This is a genomic window from Kocuria marina, from assembly GCF_000786655.1.
GTDB lineage: Bacteria > Actinomycetota > Actinomycetes > Actinomycetales > Micrococcaceae > Kocuria > Kocuria marina_A.
Map to the genome: position 1 here is coordinate 137,732 of NZ_JROM01000016.1, position 19,139 is coordinate 156,870.

Genomic DNA, 19,139 nt, shown 5'->3' on the forward strand with positions numbered 1-19,139 from the left:
TTCCCCGCGCACAACCGCTCGTGAGAGCGGACCGCCGACGTCAGGACCGGTTGGCCCCGAAGACGATGTCGTCCCAGCTCGGCACGGAGGAGCGCTTGGCTTTGGGGGTGCGACCCCGCGGGCCCGGGGCGGGACGGTCGCCCGATCCCGATTCGTCCGTGGCGTCCGTTTCATTGGAACGGGCCGGTTCGTCGGTGTCCTGCGCGGCGGGCTCGTCCTCGTCCGCCACGTCCGTGGCGGTGCCGGAGGCGTCGACGGCGAACGCGCTGTCCGACGTCGTGTCGCGCGCTCCGGTCTCCGTGGCCGCGTGTTCGTCCGAACCGGGGTGCTCCGACCCGGTGTCCTCCGGTGCGGAATCCTGGGAAACGGGCTCCGCAGGCTCGGGGTCCGTGACGGCGGAGGGGACGTTCTCGTTCCGGGAGGCTGCGGGGGAGTCGTCGTGCGAGGCCTTTGCGAACGGCACGGCGGGGGCACCTTCGTCCCGGGAAGGGGCGGCGTCGTCGTGCTCGAGGGGGGTCGAATCGTCCACGATCTCGATCCCGTCGTCCTGGGCGAGGGCCTGGGCCTCGGCGACCTGCGAAGCGGCCGGTTGGATGGGCCGGTCGAACACCGTGGAATCCTCCGGGGCGTCGATGGGGCGCGGGCGCTGGTCCACCTGGCCCATGCCGCGACCGAGGATCTCCGCGAGCCGGTCGTCGCCGGCTTCGTCCGAGCCGATCCGCCGTCCGCGGCGCGACTGCAGGACGTCGAGCAGGTCGTCCGCCTGGCTCGCCTCGTGCTGCAACTGGCGCAACTGCGCGGTGGGTGCGGGCGGCAGCGCGTGGGCGGCCGTGCCGAGCGGGCCGGTCTCCTGGTGCTCCTGACCGAGCGCGCGAGCCCAGTCGTTCTCGGGACGCACGGTCCGGTTCGCGGGGTTGTAGCTCCACTGCGCGGGACCCGGGGTGTCCGGGGCGTCCTGCGAGGCGTCCTCCGCGGAGAAGCTCAGCTGCACGGTCCACAACTGGTCCTCGCGCAACCACGCGTCCCAGTCGAAGGACGAGCGGTCCACCCCGAGCTCGGCGGCGCGCTCGTCCACGGTCTCGCGCAGGGTGCGGGGCTCGCCCTCGAACACGGAGCGGTAGCCGTCGTGGGAGGGGTTGGTCCCGGAGACCGTGACCCGGCACGCCTCCGCGACCATGTGGGAGCGTTCGGCCAGGATGGGCCACTCGTACCGCTTGACGCGTTCGGCCTCCCACCCGGACTCGGCCACGACGTCCTCGACGCTCGCGCCGGCGCGGAAGCGGGCCTGGATGTCACGAGGACCGAAGGACCCTCCGCCGCGGCCCCGGGCGGGGGGCTTGCGACGCGCGTGCTGGATCGTCTGACGCAATTGCTGGTCGATCTTCAGCCGGTACCGGGTCGAATCGGGGGTCTCCACGATGAGGTGCTCACCGTCGTCGTGCACTCCTACCAGGCGCAACTGCTCCATGCTGTCCTTCCCTCGCCGTTGGGGGCACCACGCGATCCGGGGTGCGCTCGGCGCGCTCGTAGCGTCAGTCTAGTGGCACGCCCGGGCGCCGTCCGGGACCGGCGGAACGGCCACCCGCACGGGCACCGCGTGTGTCATCCGGACGAGCGGATCCACCGCCCGAGGTGGAAATCTTGCTCTGCGAGAAAACCGCGGCGTCACCACTGGCTTTTTCCGCGCCCATGGTGAACAATCTACGCGACACGGCCCCGGGGCAGAGCCCTCGGGAGTCGTTTTTCGCAGGGATTTTCGTGAAGACCGGTTGGAGCGGATAGACACATGGCCACAGACTACGACGCACCGCGTAAGCAGGACGAAGACCTCAAGGAAGACTCCATCGAGGAGCTCCAGTCCCGGCGGTCGGACCATCAGTCCGGAAGCGTTGACGAGGACGAGGCCACCGCGGCGGAGAGCTTCGAACTCCCCGGCGCGGACCTCTCCAACGAGGAACTGTCCGTCGTGGTGCTCCCGGCCCAGGACGACGAGTTCACGTGTGGCTCGTGCTTCCTGGTGCGCCACCGTTCGCAGCTCGCCGAGGAGCGCGACGGCGTGAAGTACTGCCACGAGTGCCTGGGCTGAGCCCCGGGCCCGCGACCGCATGACGACGGGCGCTCACCCTCGGGTGAGCGCCCGTCGTCTTCGTGTTCGTCCGTGATCGTGCTCGTCAGACCCGGTCACCGCGGTCGCCCGCCGAGCGGGAGCCCGCGTTGATCGCCTCGGCCAACCGCTCGGGGTGGCGGGTCGCGGTGAGCCAGTACGGGGTGGGGTCCACCGGGTCCACGATCTCGATCCGGCACAGGTCCGGCATCGAGACACGGAAGTTCATGAAGGCGCGCCCGTCCAGGTCGGGTCCGCGCGCGGCACGCGCCTCGGCGCCGACCAGCGGACGAGCCTCGCCCACGTACTGCCGTTCGATGTACGCCCGGCCCACGCGCAGGTCCTGGTCGGTGACCACGATGCTCGGCGCCCCCAGGTGCAGCACGAGCCCGATCACGACCATCAACACCACGGCCACGATCACGCCCACGGCGATGCTGATGGGTGCCACGGCCACGAATCCGGCGGCGCCCACGAGGACCACGATGAGCCACACCCACCACGCGACGGTCAGTTTCTCCTCGTACTGCACGTCCGCTCGGACGTTCTCCTGGGCCTGGGACGGGTGCTCTGCGGGCGACGACGCCGCGGCCGCCCCGGAATCTGGGTGGGAACTCATGCCCCCACCTTGACACATTCCCCCTGGACGCCGCCCGCGTCCGCGCCGCGCCGTCGGGCCCGCGCGTTACAGTGGGGCACTGTGACCGAAATGAGCGAGTCGGCCGCGGTGACCGTGGCCCTGCACCTGTTGGACCCGGACCTGCCCGCCCCCGCCTACGCGCGTCCCGGTGACGCCGGGGCGGATCTGCGCGCCCGCCACGACGTCGAACTCGGCGCGGGCCGGCGCGCGCTCGTGGACACCGGGGTGGCGCTCGCGATCCCCGCGGGGTACGTGGGCCTCGTGCACCCGCGCTCCGGGCTCGCGGCCAAGCACGGGCTGACCGTGGTCAATGCACCGGGCACCGTGGACAGCGGCTACCGTGGCGAACTCAAGGTGTGCCTGCTCAACACGGATCCGCATGAGAGCTACACGGTGCGCCGCGGTGAGCGGATCGCCCAGCTCGTGATCCAGGAAGTGGTCACCGCCCGCTTCGAGCTCACCACCGAACTCCCCGACAGCGAGCGCGGGGCGAGCGGTTTCGGGTCCACGGGGACCCGCTGATAGACCGGGACCCGCCGTTCGATAGGGGCCCGCTGATCGCCGGCCCTCGCCCCCGCAGATTCCCCACCCACTCTTGGAGCAACTGATGTTCGGACGTAAGAAGCGCAACCGCGAGGCCGCGGAGCAGACACTGACCGAGTCCACGACCGAGTCGGCTGCCACCGAGGCCGCCCCGGAGCAGGAGGCGCAGGACCCGCGCGCATACGGTCCGTGGGACGAGAGCGAACTGCCGGGTGAGCGCGACGAGTACCTGGACCTCGGCGCCGTACTGCTCAAGGCCGTCTCGGGCGTGAACGTGCGCCTGGAGCTGGATCCGCGCGACCGGGTGCCGCGGGCCGTGAACATGGACTTCGCGGGTGGCTCGGTACAGGTGCAGGTCTTCACCGCGCCCAAGTCCTCCGGTCTGTGGGATGAGGTGCGCGCGGAGCTCGTGGCCGGGTTGCGCCGCGACGGGGGAGAGCCCACGGTCTCCGACGGCCCCCTGGGCATGCAGGTCAACGCCCGGTTCGCGGGGCTCACGCCCTCCGGTGAGGACGGGTTCCGGCTCGCGCGCTTCGTCGGCATCGACGGTCCGCGCTGGTTCCTGCGCTGCGTCTACACGGGCGACGCAGCGCTGCCCGGACCCACGGCGGAGGTGCTCGACGACGCCGTGCGCGGGCTCGTCGTCGTCCGCGGCCATGATCCCCACCCGCCGCGTGACCTGTTGCCGCTCACGATCCCCGAGGACGCCGAGGTGCACCCCGCCGGCGCGCCGACCGGCGCGGACGACGACGCGGGCCGGACCCCGGCCGAGCCGGGCCCCGCGGTGCAGGAGCCGCGGCGCGGCCCCGAGATCACCGAGATCGGCTGAGCCGGGTGGTCAACAACCCGCTCACGGGCGCGATCGACGTCGTCGCCGAACCCGAGGCCCACGCGGCGGACCTGACCCCGGAGCACCGGGCGCGGCAGCGGCGTCGCGCGGTCGTGGAGGGCGTGGTCGTGGAGGTCACGATCGCGCCCGTGACCGCGCCGCCCTACTACCGGGCGTTGCTGCGCGTGACGAACCCGGGGGCGGAGCCATGCACCCTGGAACTGCTGTGGCACGGCCAGCACGTGGTCCCCGGGGTCACCGCGGGCACCCGGCTGCGATGCCTTGCTGTGGTGTGCTTCCCGGACGGGGTGGCCACCATGTACAATCCGCGCTACGAGATCATCACCCCCAAGAAGGCCGTGCGATGACGGACGCACCGGACCCGCGCGAGCCGGCCCCCGAGAGCGCGGGGGACCGCATGGGACGCGCCGCCGAGGACTTCGCGCGCCGGTCGGGCCTGCGCAGGGACGCCAACGGGCAACTGGACGTGCTCAGCGCCGTGGGCGGGTGGCGCGGCGTGATCGAATCCATCCTCCCGGGGCTCGTGTACCTCGCGTGCGTGGTGCTCACGGGGCAACTGGCCACCGCGCTGATCGCGTCACTCGGCACGGCCGCGGTCTTCACCGTGCTCCGCCTGGCCCAGCGCCAGGCCGTGACCCAGGCGATCGCCGGACTCATGGGTGTGGGCGTGTGCGCGCTGTTCGCCCGCGCGGGCGGGCAAGCGCTGGACTACTACGTGCCCGGGTTCTTCACCAACGTCGTGGCGCTGGTGCTGCTGAGCATCTCGGCGGCCGTGGGGTGGCCGCTGCTGGGCGTCGTCTTCGGGTACGTGCGCGGCGAGTCCGTGGACTGGCGGCGCGATCCGCTGCGGCGTATCGCCTACCAACGGGTCAACGGTCTGCTCATCGCGATGTTCGCGACCCGGTTGCTCGTGCAGATCCCGCTGTACTTCGCGGAGAACGTCACGGTACTGGGGATCACGCGGTTGGTGATGGGGGCCCCGCTGTACGCCGCTGTGCTGTGGGTGGCATGGCTGTGGAGCCGCCCTCGCCGCGAGCAGCCTGGAGGTTGACGTCCCGGGCCGTGGTGAACATGGCCCGCAACTGGTCCTCGCCCTCCGCCGTGGTGATGAAGAACAGTTCGTCCCCGCCCTCCAGGACGTCGTCCCCCGACGGCGCGATGGGCACGCCGTCGCGCAGGATCGCCACGAGCGCCACGTCCGGCGGCCACGGCACCTGGGTCACGGTGCTCGCGACCACGGGGTGCTCCCTGGGCACCGTGTAGGCGGACAGCGTGGCCGAACCGGTCTGGAAACTGAGCAGGCGCACGACGTCGCCCACTTCCACGGCCTCCTCCACGAGCGCCGTCATCAACCGCGGGGTGGACACGGCCACGTCCACGCCCCACGCGTCGTCGAAGAGCCACTCGTTCTTGGGGTTGTTCACGCGCCCCACCGTGCGGGGCACCCCGAACTCACTGCGCGCGAGCAGCGAGACGACCAGGTTGGCCTTGTCGTCACCGGTCGCGGCCACGACCACGTCCGCCTCCTCCGCGCGGGCCCGCTGCAGGACGTCGAGATCGCACGCGTCCCCCACGACCCACTGCGCACCACGCAGGTTGGAGCGTCCGATCACCTCCGCGGTGGCGTCCACCACGACCACGTCGTGGCCGTGCGACAACAGTTCCCGGGCGATCGAGGATCCCACGGACCCTCCGCCCACGATCACCACGTGCATCAGTCACGCCCCCGCGTCCCTGGGGTCGCGGCGAGCGCCACGGCCTCCATGACCTCGTCCGACGGCGGTCGGGACAGTACCCGGGCCACGCGTTCCACGTCCTCCACGCGCATCATGGCGTGCACGATGTCCCCCTGCTGGTAGCTCGTGTCGCTCGCGGGCAGGATGCCCTCCCCGAACCGGGTCACGAACGCGATCCGCACGCCGGCGGCCTCCTCGATCCGGTCCAGGTGCAGTCCGGACCACGCGTCGTCCAGGGGTAGTTCCCCGAGCTGCAGGCGGCCCGAGGCCTCGCGGAAGTCGCCCGTGATGGCGTGTTCGGGCAGGATGCGGCGCAGCACCTGGTCCGCGCTCCAGCGCACGGACGCGACCGTGGGGATGCCCATGCGCTGGTAGAACTCCGCGCGGGTGGGGTCGTAGATCCGGGCGACCACGTGCTTGACCTTGAAGGTCTCCCGCGCCACGCGCGCGGCGATGATGTTGGAGTTGTCCCCGGAGGAGACCGCGGCGAACGCGTAGGCGTCCGCGATCCCCGCGCGTTGCAGCACCTCGCGGTCGAAACCGTGGCCCGTGACCTTCTTGCCGCTGAACGAGGGCCGCAGTTTGCGGAACGCCCGGTCGTCCTGGTCGATCACGGCCACCGTGTGCCCTGAGTCCTCGAGGGCGTGCGCAAGGGTGATCCCCACCCGGCCCACGCCCATGATCACGAAATGCGCCATGAGCCACAGCATAGGGCCCGCGGCACGGGACAAGGCCCGGCCGAGGGACTAGCGTGTTCCCACGTGTATGTGTCCCAAATGCTGCGCCGCGCGCTCGTGGGCAAACCGATCCACAACGAGCGCGCCGCGGGCACGGTGCTCTCCAAGGGCACCGCCCTGCCGGTGTTCGCGTCCGACGCCCTGTCCTCGGTCGCGTACGCCCCGGACGAGATCGTCCTGACCCTCGCCCTCGCGGGTTCCGCGGCGATCCTGCTGTCCCCGTGGGTGGGCCTCGCGGTCCTCGCCGTGCTCGCCGTGATCATCACCGCGTACCGGCAGAACGTGCGGGCGTACCCCTCGGGCGGGGCGGACTTCGAGATCGCGTCCAAGAACCTCGGCCGGCCCGCCGGTGCCGCGGTGGGTGCGGCCCTGCTCGTGGACTACACACTCGTCGTGGCGGTGTCCATGGCCGCCGCCGCGCAGTACCTCGCCGCGGCCGTCCCGTGGCTCGTGGGCCACCAGACGGTCGTGGCCGTAGCGGGGATCGCGCTCGTGGGACTGCTCAATTTGCGCGGACTCAAGTTCATGGGTCGCGCGTCCTCGGTGCCCACGTACGCGTTCGTGGCGGTCGTGCTGCTCCTCGTGCTCGTGGGCTTCGTCCAGGACGTCACGGGAACGCTGCAGCGCGCGCCGTCGGCGGACTACGACGTCGTCCCGGCCGCGGGCATGGACGGCGGGCTCATGGGCCTGGCCGGGGCCATGCTCGTGCTGCGCGCGTTCTCCTCGGGTGCCGTGGCCGTGACCGGTGTGGAGACCATCACGCACTCCGTGCCGTTCTTCCGCAAGCCCAAGGCCCTCAACGCGGCGCGCACGCTCGCGGTGCTCGGGGGGCTGTCCGCGGTGTTGCTGCTCGGCGTGCTCTACCTGACCCGGCGCACGGGCGCGGTGGTCGTGATGGACCCCGCGCGGCAATTGCTGATCGACGGCCGCGCACCGGAGCCCGACTTCTACCAGGTGCCCATCCTGGGCCAGATCGCGCAGGCCGTGACGGGGGCGGACTCCGTGTGGTTCGTGATCCTCGTGCTCGTGACCGTGGGCGTGCTGTTCATGGCCGCGAACACCGCGTACTCGGGCTTCCCCGTGCTGGCCTCGCGCCTCGCGTCCGCCGCGCTGCTGCCCCGGCAGCTGCAGAGCCGGGGGGACCGCTTCGCGTTCACCAACGGGATCATCCTGTTGTCCGTGGTCGCGGCGGTCTTCACGATCGTGTTCGGCGCGAACGTCAACGGGCTCATCCAGCTCTACGTGGTGGGGGCGTTCTTCGCGTTCACGCTGACCCAGGCGGGCATGGTGCGGCACTGGGCCAGGGTGCGCCGCACGAGCACGTCGCAGAGCCCGCACCGCCGGATCGCCGGACGCTGGGCCGTGGCGGTGATCGCCCTGATCGCGTGCGCGGCGGTGTTCGTGGTGGTCCTCGTGACCAAGTTCGCCCAGGGTGCGTGGCTCACGATCGTCGCGATCGCCCTGATCACCGTGTTGATGCGCGCCATCGGGCACCACTACCGCTCGGTGGACACCGAACTCGAGGTGCACCAGGACTCGGGGGTGCGGGCCCTGCCCTCCCGGGTGCACTCGATCATCGTGGTGACCTCGGTGCGCAAACCCGTGGTGCGCGCCCTGACCTACGCGCGGGCCTCCCGCCCCTCGAGCCTCGAGGCCGTGGTGGTGGACACGGACCGCGCACGCACCGAACAGATCGTGCGACAGTGGGAGGCCCTGGAGATCCCCGTGCCGGTCACCGTCCTCGCATCCCCCTACCGCGATAGCGTGGGACCCGTGATCGCCCACATCCGCGGCATCCGCCGCAAGTCCCCCCGGGACCTCGTGATCGTGTACCTGCCCGAATACGTGGTGGGCCGCGGGTGGGAGCGCTTCCTGCACAACCAGGCCATCCGCCCGCTGCGGGCGCGGCTGCACTACGAACGCGGAGTCATGATCGCCTCCGTGCCCTGGCACCTCGAATCGGTGCGCGAACTACGACTCACGGAGAACAACGAATGACCGACGCCCCCGATCACCTCGAGCTGCGCCTGGGCGCCGTGGCCCACGGCGGCCACGTGGTGGCCCGCACGGACGAGGGGCGCGTGGTCTTCGTGCGCCACGGGCTGCCGGGGGAGCTGGTCCGGGTGCGGCTCACCGACCGGGACCCCGCGGCGTCGTTCTGGCGCGCTGACGTCACGGACGTGCTCGAACCCGCCCCCGGGCGCCGGGAGGCACACCCGTGGCAGCAGGCGGACGCGCTCGTCGCGGCGCGCGCGGACCGGTCACCGCTCGGCGGGGCCGAGTTCGGGCACGCGGACCTGGCGACCCAGCGCGAGCTCAAACGCCACGTGATCGCCGAGCAACTGGGCCACCTGGCCGGCCACGACTGGGACGGCGAGGTGCAACCCGTCGCGGGGGAGAGCCCCGACGGCACCGGGTGGCGCACCCGGTTGCACCTGGACGTGGCCCCGGACGGGACACCCGGGATGTACCCCCACCGCAGCACCGAGCTCGGTCCCGTCGCCGACATGCCCCTGGCCACGGACGCGATCCGCGCCCTGGCCCCGTGGTCGCCGGCCTACCCCGGTGCGGCCCGCGTGGACGTCGCGGCACCCGCGAGCGGCGGGACACCGCTCGTGCACGTGGGCCTGCGCCCGGACGCGACGTCCGGGCAGGTCGCGGCACTACGGCAACGGCTGGGCGCGTGGGCGCACGACCACGGGGTGAGCGTCACCGCGCGCTCACCGCACGAGCGGGACACCCAGCTGTGGGCGGGCGCCGGCCACGTCCAGGAGACCCTCGAGCTGCCCGGCGCTACCGATCCCGAGCCGCTGCGCTGGCGCGTGAGCCCCACGGGCTTCTGGCAGATCCACCGCGGCGCCCCGCAGACCCTGGCCGGGGCCGTGCTCCGGGGTGCCGGTCTGCGCCCCGGGGACTCCGTGTGGGACCTCTACAGCGGCGCGGGCCTGTTCACCGCCGTGGCCGCCCGTGAGGTGGGCCCCACGGGCTCGGTCTTCGCGGTCGAGGGTTCGCCCGTGACCTCCGCCGACGCCGCTCACAACCTCGCCCACGCCCCTCACGTCACGAGCGTGCGCGGGGACGTGGCGCGCGTGCTCACCGGGCCGGGCGGCCGGGGTGGGCATCGCGGCCGGGGTGCGGCGGCGTCGTCGTCCCGACGGGGTCGTGGTACGACGCCACGGCCCCCGCGCCCGGACGTCGTCGTGCTGGATCCGCCGCGCGCGGGAGCGGCCAAGGAGGTGCTGGCCGCGGTGGACCGAGCCGCGCCGCGTACGATCGTGTACGTCGCGTGCGATCCCGCCGCGCTCGGCCGGGACCTGGGGCGGTTGCGGCGTCGGGGCTGGCGGATCGAGGGCGTCGAGGCGTTCGACCTGTACCCGAACACGCACCACGTGGAAGCCGTCGCTGTGCTCAACTGCGAGGGCTGAACCGGGCGGCCGGACGACGGCCCACGTCATCGTGACGCGGACGCCCGGGGATCCCCGGAGTGACGGAGCGCACGGGCTACACTGACAGGGACTGTTCCACGCGCGGGGGACACCTGTGGTGTGCCGCGCGCGCCGAACGCAACCGACGGTGGCGAGAGGAGTTCCACACCATGACTGTGGACAGCTTTGGAGCCAAGGGCGTTCTCAACGTCAAGGGCACCGACTACGAAATTTTCCGACTGGACGCCGTGGAGGGAGCACAGAAGCTCCCCTACAGCTTGAAGGTCCTGCTCGAGAACCTGTTGCGCACCGAGGACGGTGCCAACGTGACGAGCAAGCACATCGAGGCCCTGGGCAACTGGGACCCCGAGGCCCAGCCCGACACGGAGATCCAGTTCACCCCTGGTCGCGTGATCATGCAGGACTTCACCGGCGTCCCCTGCATCGTGGACCTGGCCACCATGCGTGAGGCCGTGGCCGACCTCGGCGGCGACCCCTCCCGCGTGAACCCGCTCGCCCCGGCCGAGCTGGTCATCGACCACTCCGTGCAGATCGACGCGTTCGGTTCCGCGGACGCGATCGAGCGCAACATGGACATCGAGTACCAGCGCAACGGTGAGCGCTACCAGTTCCTGCGCTGGGGCCAGACCGCGTTCGACGACTTCAAGGTGGTCCCGCCCGGAATGGGCATCGTCCACCAGGTCAACATCGAGAACCTGGCACGTGTGGTCATGACCCGCGAGGTCGACGGCACGCTGCGCGCCTACCCGGACACCTGTGTGGGCACCGACTCCCACACCACCATGGAGAACGGCATCGGCGTGCTCGGTTGGGGTGTGGGCGGCATCGAGGCGGAGGCCGCGATGCTCGGCCAGCCCATCTCCATGCTGATCCCGCGCGTGGTGGGCTTCAAGCTCACCGGCGAGATCCCCTCCGGTGCGACTGCCACGGACGTGGTGCTGACCATCACCGAGATGCTGCGCGAACACGGTGTCGTGGGCAAGTTCGTGGAGTTCTACGGCGAGGGCGTGGCCGCGGTGCCGCTGGCCAACCGCGCCACGATCGGCAACATGTCCCCGGAGTTCGGTTCCACCGCCGCGATCTTCCCGATCGACCAGGTGACCCTGGACTACCTCGCGCTCACGGGCCGCTCCGAGGAGCAGATCGCCCTGATCGAGGCGTACACCAAGGAACAGGGCATGTGGCACGACCCCGAGCACGAGGTCGCCTACTCCGAGTACCTCGAGCTGGACCTCTCCACCGTGGTCCCCTCGATCTCCGGGCCCAAGCGTCCCCAGGACCGCATCGAGCTGACCCGCTCCAAGGAACAGTTCCGTGACGACCTCGTGAACTACGTGGCCGAGGACAAGTCCGTGGAGGTGGACCCGGACGTCGTCGAGTCCTTCCCGGCCTCCGACGCCCCGTCCCACGACGCCACCGACGAGCAGGACCCCCAGGACGCACCGCGCGAGAGCTCCGCGGACGACCTGCGGGAGCGCGCCGAGCACCGTGTGGAGGTCTCCATGGAGGACGGGCGTTCCTTCGAGCTGGACCACGGTGCCGTGTCGATCGCCTCGATCACGTCCTGCACCAACACGTCCAACCCCTCGGTGATGATGGCCGCGGCCGTGCTCGCGCGCAACGCCACGGAGAAGGGCCTCAAGGCCAAGCCGTGGGTCAAGACCTCGATCGCCCCGGGCTCGCGCGTGGTCACCGAGTACTACGAGAAGTCCGGTCTGGTCCCGGCGCTCGAGGAGCTCGGCTTCTACATCGTGGGTTACGGCTGCACCACGTGCATCGGTAACTCCGGGCCCCTGGAGCCCGAGATCTCCCAGGCCGTGCAGGACAACGACCTCGCGGTGACCTCGGTGCTCTCCGGTAACCGCAACTTCGAGGGCCGGATCAACCCGGACGTGAAGATGAACTACCTCGCGTCCCCGCCGCTGGTCATCGCGTACGCGCTGGCCGGGACCATGGACTTCGACTTCGAGAACGAGCCCCTGGGCCAGGACTCGAACGGTCAGGACGTGTTCCTCAAGGACATCTGGCCGGACCCCACCGAGGTCCAGAAGATCATCGACGCCTCGATCGACACGGGCATGTTCGACCGCGAGTACGGCACCATCTTCGACGGTGACGAGCGCTGGCAGAACCTGGACACCCCCACGGGTGACGTGTTCGAGTGGGACCCCGAGTCCACCTACGTGCGCAAGCCACCGTACTTCGACGGCATGACCATGGAGACCACCCCGGTGGAGGACATCGAGGGCGCGCGCGTGCTGCTCAAGCTGGGCGATTCCGTGACCACGGACCACATCTCCCCGGCCGGCTCGTTCAAGTCCGACACCCCCGCGGGTAAGTACCTCACCGAGCACGGCGTGCAGCGCAAGGACTTCAACTCCTACGGCTCCCGCCGCGGTAACCACGAGGTCATGATCCGCGGTACGTTCGCGAACATCCGGATCAAGAACCAGCTGCTCGACGGCGTGGAGGGCGGTTTCACCCGCGACTTCACCCAGGAGGGCGGCCCGCAGGCCGCCGTGTACGACGCCGCCATGAACTACCAGGAGGCCGGCGTGCCCCTGGTGGTGCTGGGCGGTAAGGAGTACGGTTCCGGGTCCTCGCGTGACTGGGCGGCCAAGGGCACGTCCCTGCTGGGTGTGCGCGCGGTCATCGCGCAGTCCTACGAGCGCATCCACCGCTCCAACCTGATCGGCATGGGCGTGCTGCCCCTGCAGTTCCCCGAGGGCGAGTCCGCGGACTCCCTGGGGTTGGACGGCACCGAGACCTTCTCGATCGAAGGGGTCACCGCGCTCAACGACGGCCAGACCCCCAAGACCCTGAAGGTCACGGCCACCAAGGAAGACGGTTCCACCGTGGAGTTCGACGCCGTGCTGCGCATCGACACCCCGGGTGAGGCCGACTACTACCGCAACGGCGGCATCCTGCAGTACGTGCTGCGCCAGATCGCCAAGTAACGACCTTTCGCACCGCACCGCCGGCCGGTGATCCCTTCCCGGGGGTCACCGGCCGACGGCGTTGCGGGCGTCGTTCGCCGTGGCCCGGAGCACGCCGTGGGGCGGGGCCCCGGGGTGGGCGAGTAAGATCGGACGGAGTATTCGGGCGCATCACGATCCCCCCGCCGGACGAGCGAGCGTCCGGTGCGGGCCCGAAGAGGACGAGACACCCACGGAGAGCAGGCAATGACGCTTCTGGAGACCATCGAGGGACCCGAAGACCTACGGGGGCTGGACGCCGCGGCCATGGAGCAGTTGGCCGCGGAGATCCGTTCCTTCCTGATCACCCACGTCTCCGCGACCGGCGGCCACCTGGGGCCCAACCTGGGCGTCGTGGAACTCACGCTCGCGGTGCACCGCGTGTTCGACTCGCCCAAGGACTCGATCGTCTTCGACACCGGGCACCAGTCCTACGTGCACAAGCTCGTCACGGGCCGCCAGGACTTCGACACCCTGCGCCAGGAAGGTGGCCTCGCGGGCTACCCGTCCCGCGCGGAGTCCGAACACGACATCGTGGAGTCCTCCCACGCGTCGTCGTCCCTGTCCTGGGCGGACGGGATCTCGCGCGGTTACGCGCTCACGGGCCAGGACGACCGGCACACCGTCGCGGTGATCGGCGACGGCGCCCTGACCGGCGGGATGGCCTGGGAGGCCGTCAACAACATCGCCTCGGACCGCGACCGCAAGGTCGTGATCGTGGTCAACGACAACGGCCGTTCCTACGCGCCGACCGTGGGCGGGTTCGCGAACCACCTGCGCGAGCTGCAGGCGAGCGTGCAGCAGGGCGTGGACGCCGTGCGCACCGACCGCCGCTACGAACAGGCCCTCGCGAAGGCCAAGCGCCTGCTCACGTCCTCGGGACACCTGGGCCAGGCCGTGTACCGGGGCCTGCACGGGATGAAGCAGGGCATCAAGGACGTGGTGGTCCAGCAGGGGATCTTCGAGGACCTCGGCATGAAGTACGTGGGTCCGGTGGACGGCCACGACCTCGCGGCCATGGAGCAGGCGCTCACCAATGCGCGCAACTTCGGCGGGCCGGTCATCGTGCACGCCATCACGGAGAAGGGTCACGGCTACCTGCCCGCCCGCTTGGACGCGAACGACCAGTTCCACTCCGTGCCCGTGATCGACCCCACCACGGGCAAGCCCACGAGCACCGCCTCGGCCCGTTCGTGGACGCACGTGTTCCGCGACGAGATCGCCGCGATCGCCGATGAACGCGAGGACATCGTGGGCATCACGGGCGCCATGTTGATCCCCATGGGCCTGCAGAAGATGCAGACGGCGCACCCGCAGCGCGTCGTGGACGTGGGGATCGCGGAGCAGCACGCGCTGACCATGGCCGCGGGAATGGCGTTCAGCGGGCTGCACCCGGTCGTGGGCCTGTACGCGACGTTCCTCAACCGCGGCTTCGACCAGTTGCTCATGGACGTGGCCCTGCATCACGCGGGCGTCACCGTGGTGCTGGATCGCGCGGGTGTCACCGGACCTGACGGGCCCAGCCACCACGGCATGTGGGACCTGGCGCTGTTGCAGATCGTGCCGGGGCTGCACCTAGCGGCCCCGCGTGACGAGGCCACCATGGTCGAGGAACTGCGCGAGGCCGTGGCCGTCTCCGACGCGCCCACCGTGGTGCGCTACCCCAAGGGCGCGGTGGGCGCGCCCCTGCCCGCGCTGGAGCGCTTGAACGGCGGGGTGGACGTCCTCGCTCGAAACGGTGAGGCATCGGGCGGCGGAACGGACCACCGCGACGTCCTGATCGTGGGCGTGGGCGCCATGTGCGTCACCGCGCTGAACGTCTCCGAACGCCTCGCCGCGCACGGCGTCTCCTCGACCGTGGTGGACCCCCGCTGGGTCCTGCCCGTGCCGCAGGCCGTGGTGGAACTCGCGGCCACGCACCGGATCGTCGTCGTGATCGAGGACGGCGTGCGCGCCGGCGGCATCGGCTCGCTCATCCGTCAGGAAATGCGCGCTCAGGGCGTGGACACCGCCCTGAACGAGGTGGGCCTGCCCACCGAGTTCCTCGAGCACGCGAGCCGCGACCAGATCCTGCAGCACACGGGGCTCACCGCGCAGCGGATCGCCCAGGACACGCTCGCGTCCGTCCTGGGAACCAAGGTCCCGTACGCCCGCCCCGTGGCCGACGACGCCGCACAGCTCACCGTGCCGCGCTCCGGCGAACAGCCGCGCGAGGAGAACTGACCGGTCCCGGCGGTCGCCCGGGCGTCACCGGGGGAGGCGACGAACCCCGTCGCTCAGCCCACGATGACCCGGCCGTTGCGCACGGTGACCGGGTACTCGGTGAGTCCCGTGGGCGCGGGTCCGCCCTTGACCTCGCCCGTGGCCATGTCGAACGCCGAGCTGTGGCACGGGCACACGTACTGCCGGTTGGCGGGGTTCACGATGCACCCCTCGTGCGGGCACACGGGGGAGAACGCGGTGAACGTCCCCTCGGTGGGCTGACCCACCACGGCCTGCACGCCGCCGGAATCCACCTTGACGCCCGAGCCCACGGGGATGTCCGCGGCGGCGGCCACGTCCACGGGGGTGGCCGGCGCGGTGGGCGACGCCGCGGCGTCGTCGTCCGCTCCGCCACCCGAGCCGCACGCGCTCAGCCCCACCGCGCCCACGGTCGCGATGCCGGCGGCACCCACGGCGCGCCGCCGCGTGAACAGCGCGGGGGAGGGGGGCGTGTCCCGGGCGGCGGGGTCCTCGGACAGGGGTGAGGTGGTCATGGCGGTGCGATCCTTTCGAAGCCGTGCCCTCAATCCTAGGACCGGTCACGACCCGGCGTGGGGCGCGGGGGCGGGGTGTTTCCTCAGTACGATGGGACCAGGAGCGGACGGGTGGATCCCGGTCCGCGGTACAGGAAGGAAGGCACCATGATCAAACGTCTTGCATTCGTCGCCGGTTTCGGAATCGGCTTCGTGGTCGGCTCCGCATCCGGTCGCAAGAGCTACGAGTCCCTGCGCGAGAGCGCGCTGAACACCTGGAACGACCCCAAGGTCCAGGCCAAGGTCTCCGAGGGCACGGACTGGGTCAAGTCCGAGGTGCCCGTGGTGGGCGAGAAGCTCGCCGAGGGCGCGCAGAAGGCCGCCGGTACCGTGGGCGCCAAGGCCTCCGAGGGCGCGGCCGCCGTCAAGGACAAGGCCGCCCAGGGTGCCGCGTCCGTCAAGGACAAGGCGCAGGGCGGTGCCGAGACCGTGAAGCAGAAGGCCTCCCAGGGCGGTCAGGACTCCGGTACGTCCGCGAACCACTCGGACGCCGAGCTGCCCGAGCCCGCCGTGACCGAGGACGAGGTGGACATGAAGCCCGCGCACCCGGGCCCGGACGCCAAGGACATGAAGAACTGATGCGACGGGCGGCGCGGGTCATGTGACCGCGCCGCCCCGTGACAGTGGCCGTGCACCCACGTGGGTGCACGGCCACTGTCGTGTCGTGGATGGGGCGGTCCGGTGCACGTCCGGTTCCGCGCCCTCGATCTACTCGTGCGCCTCGGTGCTCTTCTCCGCCCGACGCCGCGAGCGCAGGTCACGCCACGCGGCCCCGATCACGGGCGTCACGTGCTCGACCTGCCACGAGCGGGCGCCGAGCTCGCGCAACCGGGCGGCCACGGCGTCGTCGGCGGTGGAACGCGGGGGCTGCCAGCAGAACCGGCGCAACAGTTCGGGCGTCAGGAGGTTCTCGGTGGGTAACTCCAGGTGCTCGGCGAGTTCCGCCACGGCGGGTTTGAGGACCTTGAGCCGCGCCGCTGCCTCCGGGCGTTTGGCATCCCAGCCCTTGACCGGCGGGAGGGCGTTGGAGGGGATCGTGGCGGGGACGGGCTCCTCGGTGTTGCGGGCGTCCTGGACCGCGGTGAGCCACCGGGTGGCCTCGCGCGAGGCCAGACGACCGTGGAAGCCCGGGGTGGCCATGAGCTGCGGCACGGTGCGGGGCATCGCATTGGCCGCGGCCACGATCGCCGAGTCCGGGAGCAACCGGGTGGGCGCGAGGTCCTTGTGCCGCGCGAGCGACTCCCGCGCCTGCCACAGATTGCGCACCGCGGTCAGCTTGCGCCGGCCACGGACGTTGCCCACGCCGTGGGTGCGCCGCCACGGATCCTGGCGCGGTGCGGGCGGGGGCAGGGTGCGGATGTGCTCGAACTCCTCGAGCGCCCACTCGAGCTTGCCGGCCTGGACCAGGCGATCCTCCGTGGCCCAGCGCAGCTGCACGAGCACCTCGACGTCCAGTGCGGCGTAGTTGAGCCAGTCCACGGGCAGCGGACGCTGGGACCAGTCCACCGCCGAGTGCTCCTTGGACAGCGTGAAACCCAGCAGCTCCTCCGTCATGGAGGCCAGGCCCACCTTGCGCAGTCCGAGTAACCGGCCGCCCAGTTCGGTGTCGAAGAGCCGGTCCGGGTGCATGTCCAGTTCGGCGAGGCACGGCATGTCCTGCGTGGCCGCATGCAACACCCATTCGACGTCGCGCAGGGCCTCGTTCACGACCGCCAGGGACCCCACGGCCTCGGGATCGATCAGGATCGTACCCGCGCCCTCGCGGCGCAACTGCACGAGGAACGCGCGCTGCCCGTAGCGGAACCCCGAGGCGCGTTCGGTGTCGATCGCCACGGGACCCGTGGCCGCGGCCAGTTGCTCCGCGGCGCGCGTGAGGCCGCGGGCGGTGTCCACCACGCGGGGGAGCCCCTCCGCGGGGCCGTTGAGATGCACGGTCGCGGGGATGTGCAGATGCTCGAATCCGGGGACCACGATCTCGGGTGGCTCCGGTGCTCGAGCGGTCCTGGGGTCCTTGGCATTGCTGTTGATGGGATGTTCCTCGGAGGATGGATCGGCGGCGGTACGGGTGATCCGCACCGCCGGACGGGACGGATGACGGGTGCCGGTCAGAGGTAGGTGACGCCCTCGTGATGGGGTGGCAGACCGGCGGCGGTGCACAACACCTGGGCCCACGCACCCAGGTGGGTCAGGGCCCAGTGCGGCGGGCCGATGTGGGGCACCGGGGTCCAGGACGCCCGCACCTCCACCTGGGCGGAGTCGGCGTGTTCGGTCAGGCTGCCGAAGTGGCGCTCCACCGTGCGGGAGGCCGTGCCGCCCTCGGCGGTGAACTGCGCGCCGTGCTCGGTGAGCGTGTCCGTGAGCCAGGACCAACCGACGTCGGTCAGCAGGTCGTCCCGGCCCATGGCGGTGTCCGTGCGGGACCGGAACCAGCTCACGATCCGGAAGGGACCTTCCCAGGGCTGCGGGCAGGACTCGTCGTACAACACCACGAAACGCCCAGCCGCCGGTGCGTCGTCCGCGGTGCGGGGCCTGTCGGGTGCGGTGTCGCGCCGGTGCGGACCCGGGAGAACTTCCGCGGCGAAGGAGATCGCGTGCGGCGCGAGTCCGTGCGGGGGGACGATCCGGCGCAGCGCGATCTCCGGGCGGAAGCGGGCAGTCTCCAGGGCTTGCACGACTGCGCGAAACACGTCCGGAGTGCTGTTCAGCTCGTTTACCGCTCCCACAAGGTCACAGTAACCACACCGTTATCCTTCACCGCGCGTTTGGCATCGTGTCGCTCGTGCGTATCGCCGTGCGTCGTCCGGGGGCGGGCTGACCCGGCGCGTCAGTCGTGCGTCGCGGGAACCAGGCGCAGGGACACCGAGTTCATGCAGTAGCGCAGATCCGTGGGGGTGTCGTAGCCCTCGCCCTCGAACACGTGACCCATGTGCGAGTCGCAGTTCGCGCAGCGCACCTCCACGCGCTTCATCCCCATGGTCGTGTCCTCGATGTAGCGCACCCGGTCCTCCGCGAGCGGCGCGAAGAAGGACGGCCACCCGCAGTGGGACGAGAACTTGGTGTCCGAGCGGAACAGTTCGGCCCCGCACGCGCGACACTCGTACACGCCCTGCGTGGTGGTGTCCACGTACTCGCCCGTGAAGGGGCGTTCGGTCCCGGCCTGGCGCAGCACCTGGTACTCGAGCGGGTTCAGTCGTTCACGCCACTGCGCGTCCGTGCGCGCCGCGGCGGCCTCCGGGCTCAGGGCTCCGCCGGTGCGGGCGTTCGTCTCGTGGTTCGGCTCCGTGGTCACGGGGCGCCTCCTCCTCGTCGTCGT

The 19,139-nt window shown here is 71.1% G+C and carries 18 protein-coding genes; 10 read left to right on the top strand and 8 right to left on the bottom strand.

What is annotated here, in order from left to right; translation table 11 throughout:
* Positions 1 to 40: 40 nt before the first annotated feature.
* Positions 41 to 1,468, bottom strand: coding sequence for a septation protein SepH (sepH, locus tag AS25_RS03305; protein WP_035961411.1), 1,428 nt, complete (start codon positions 1,466 to 1,468; stop codon positions 41 to 43).
* A gap of 318 nt (positions 1,469 to 1,786) precedes the next feature.
* Here sepH and AS25_RS03310 point away from each other — a divergent pair, with 318 nt between their 5' ends.
* On the top strand, positions 1,787 to 2,086 hold the full coding sequence (locus AS25_RS03310; protein WP_035961415.1) for a DUF4193 domain-containing protein: 300 nt from the start codon (positions 1,787 to 1,789) through the stop codon (positions 2,084 to 2,086).
* A gap of 85 nt (positions 2,087 to 2,171) precedes the next feature.
* On the opposite strand, the gene AS25_RS03315 is transcribed toward AS25_RS03310, so the two are convergent.
* Positions 2,172 to 2,723, bottom strand: a complete 552-nt coding sequence (locus AS25_RS03315) for a DUF3093 domain-containing protein (RefSeq protein WP_253270456.1) — start codon at positions 2,721 to 2,723, stop codon at positions 2,172 to 2,174.
* 90 nt (positions 2,724 to 2,813) lie between these two features.
* On the opposite strand from AS25_RS03315, the gene dut reads away from it, so the two are divergent.
* The 4 genes from dut to AS25_RS03335 all read left to right on the top strand — a co-directional run bounded on the left by dut (position 2,814) and on the right by AS25_RS03335 (position 5,188).
* The gene (dut, locus tag AS25_RS03320; RefSeq protein ID WP_035961419.1) at positions 2,814 to 3,266 is read left to right on the top strand and encodes a dUTP diphosphatase; all 453 of its coding nucleotides are present in this window, start codon (positions 2,814 to 2,816) and stop codon (positions 3,264 to 3,266) included.
* 85 nt (positions 3,267 to 3,351) lie between these two features.
* Complete coding sequence (locus tag AS25_RS03325; RefSeq protein ID WP_052160661.1) at positions 3,352 to 4,116, top strand: DUF3710 domain-containing protein; 765 nt, start codon at positions 3,352 to 3,354, stop codon at positions 4,114 to 4,116.
* Positions 4,117 to 4,121: 5 nt separating this feature from the next.
* Complete coding sequence (locus AS25_RS03330; RefSeq protein ID WP_035961427.1) at positions 4,122 to 4,484, top strand: hypothetical protein; 363 nt, start codon at positions 4,122 to 4,124, stop codon at positions 4,482 to 4,484.
* Positions 4,481 to 5,188: a DUF3159 domain-containing protein gene (locus AS25_RS03335; RefSeq protein ID WP_035961433.1), complete on the top strand. Its 708-nt coding sequence runs from the start codon at positions 4,481 to 4,483 to the stop codon at positions 5,186 to 5,188. Before AS25_RS03330 ends, AS25_RS03335 begins: the two co-directional genes overlap by 4 nt.
* Here AS25_RS03335 and AS25_RS03340 read toward each other — a convergent pair.
* Together AS25_RS03340 and AS25_RS03345 are read right to left on the bottom strand one after the other, a co-directional pair.
* On the bottom strand, positions 5,094 to 5,852 hold the full coding sequence (locus tag AS25_RS03340) for a potassium channel family protein (RefSeq protein ID WP_035961442.1): 759 nt from the start codon (positions 5,850 to 5,852) through the stop codon (positions 5,094 to 5,096). The genes AS25_RS03335 and AS25_RS03340 overlap by 95 nt on opposite strands.
* Positions 5,852 to 6,571 (bottom strand): potassium channel family protein, encoded by a 720-nt coding sequence (locus AS25_RS03345; RefSeq protein ID WP_035962299.1) that lies wholly within the window; start codon positions 6,569 to 6,571, stop codon positions 5,852 to 5,854. The genes AS25_RS03340 and AS25_RS03345 overlap by 1 nt, the downstream gene beginning before the upstream one ends.
* A gap of 63 nt (positions 6,572 to 6,634) precedes the next feature.
* Here AS25_RS03345 and AS25_RS03350 point away from each other — a divergent pair, with 63 nt between their 5' ends.
* From AS25_RS03350 to dxs, 4 genes are all read left to right on the top strand, one after another.
* Positions 6,635 to 8,608 (top strand): APC family permease, encoded by a 1,974-nt coding sequence (locus AS25_RS03350; RefSeq protein ID WP_172644404.1) that lies wholly within the window; start codon positions 6,635 to 6,637, stop codon positions 8,606 to 8,608.
* Positions 8,605 to 10,035, top strand: coding sequence for a class I SAM-dependent RNA methyltransferase (locus AS25_RS03355; protein WP_035961446.1), 1,431 nt, complete (start codon positions 8,605 to 8,607; stop codon positions 10,033 to 10,035). The genes AS25_RS03350 and AS25_RS03355 overlap by 4 nt, the downstream gene beginning before the upstream one ends.
* Before the next feature lie 170 nt (positions 10,036 to 10,205).
* Entirely contained in the window at positions 10,206 to 13,013 is a 2,808-nt protein-coding gene (gene acnA / locus AS25_RS03360) for an aconitate hydratase AcnA (protein WP_035961450.1), read from the top strand.
* A gap of 225 nt (positions 13,014 to 13,238) precedes the next feature.
* Positions 13,239 to 15,254 (top strand): 1-deoxy-D-xylulose-5-phosphate synthase, encoded by a 2,016-nt coding sequence (gene dxs, locus AS25_RS03365; protein ID WP_035961455.1) that lies wholly within the window; start codon positions 13,239 to 13,241, stop codon positions 15,252 to 15,254.
* A gap of 53 nt (positions 15,255 to 15,307) precedes the next feature.
* On the opposite strand, the gene AS25_RS03370 is transcribed toward dxs, so the two are convergent.
* Complete coding sequence (locus AS25_RS03370; RefSeq protein ID WP_084117975.1) at positions 15,308 to 15,787, bottom strand: Rieske (2Fe-2S) protein; 480 nt, start codon at positions 15,785 to 15,787, stop codon at positions 15,308 to 15,310.
* 147 nt (positions 15,788 to 15,934) lie between these two features.
* On the opposite strand from AS25_RS03370, the gene AS25_RS03375 reads away from it, so the two are divergent.
* Entirely contained in the window at positions 15,935 to 16,405 is a 471-nt protein-coding gene (locus AS25_RS03375) for a hypothetical protein (protein WP_035961462.1), read from the top strand.
* Positions 16,406 to 16,534: 129 nt separating this feature from the next.
* Here AS25_RS03375 and AS25_RS03380 read toward each other — a convergent pair whose 3' ends face one another.
* From AS25_RS03380 to msrB, 3 genes are all read right to left on the bottom strand, one after another.
* A complete protein-coding gene (locus AS25_RS03380; protein WP_052160713.1) occupies positions 16,535 to 17,797 on the bottom strand; it encodes an HRDC domain-containing protein in 1,263 nt (420 codons plus the stop codon).
* 134 nt (positions 17,798 to 17,931) lie between these two features.
* The gene (locus tag AS25_RS03385; protein WP_253270457.1) at positions 17,932 to 18,513 is read right to left on the bottom strand and encodes a DUF3000 family protein; all 582 of its coding nucleotides are present in this window, start codon (positions 18,511 to 18,513) and stop codon (positions 17,932 to 17,934) included.
* A gap of 137 nt (positions 18,514 to 18,650) precedes the next feature.
* On the bottom strand, positions 18,651 to 19,067 hold the full coding sequence (msrB, locus tag AS25_RS03390) for a peptide-methionine (R)-S-oxide reductase MsrB (protein WP_035962305.1): 417 nt from the start codon (positions 19,065 to 19,067) through the stop codon (positions 18,651 to 18,653).
* Between the last annotated feature and the right edge of the window lie 72 nt (positions 19,068 to 19,139).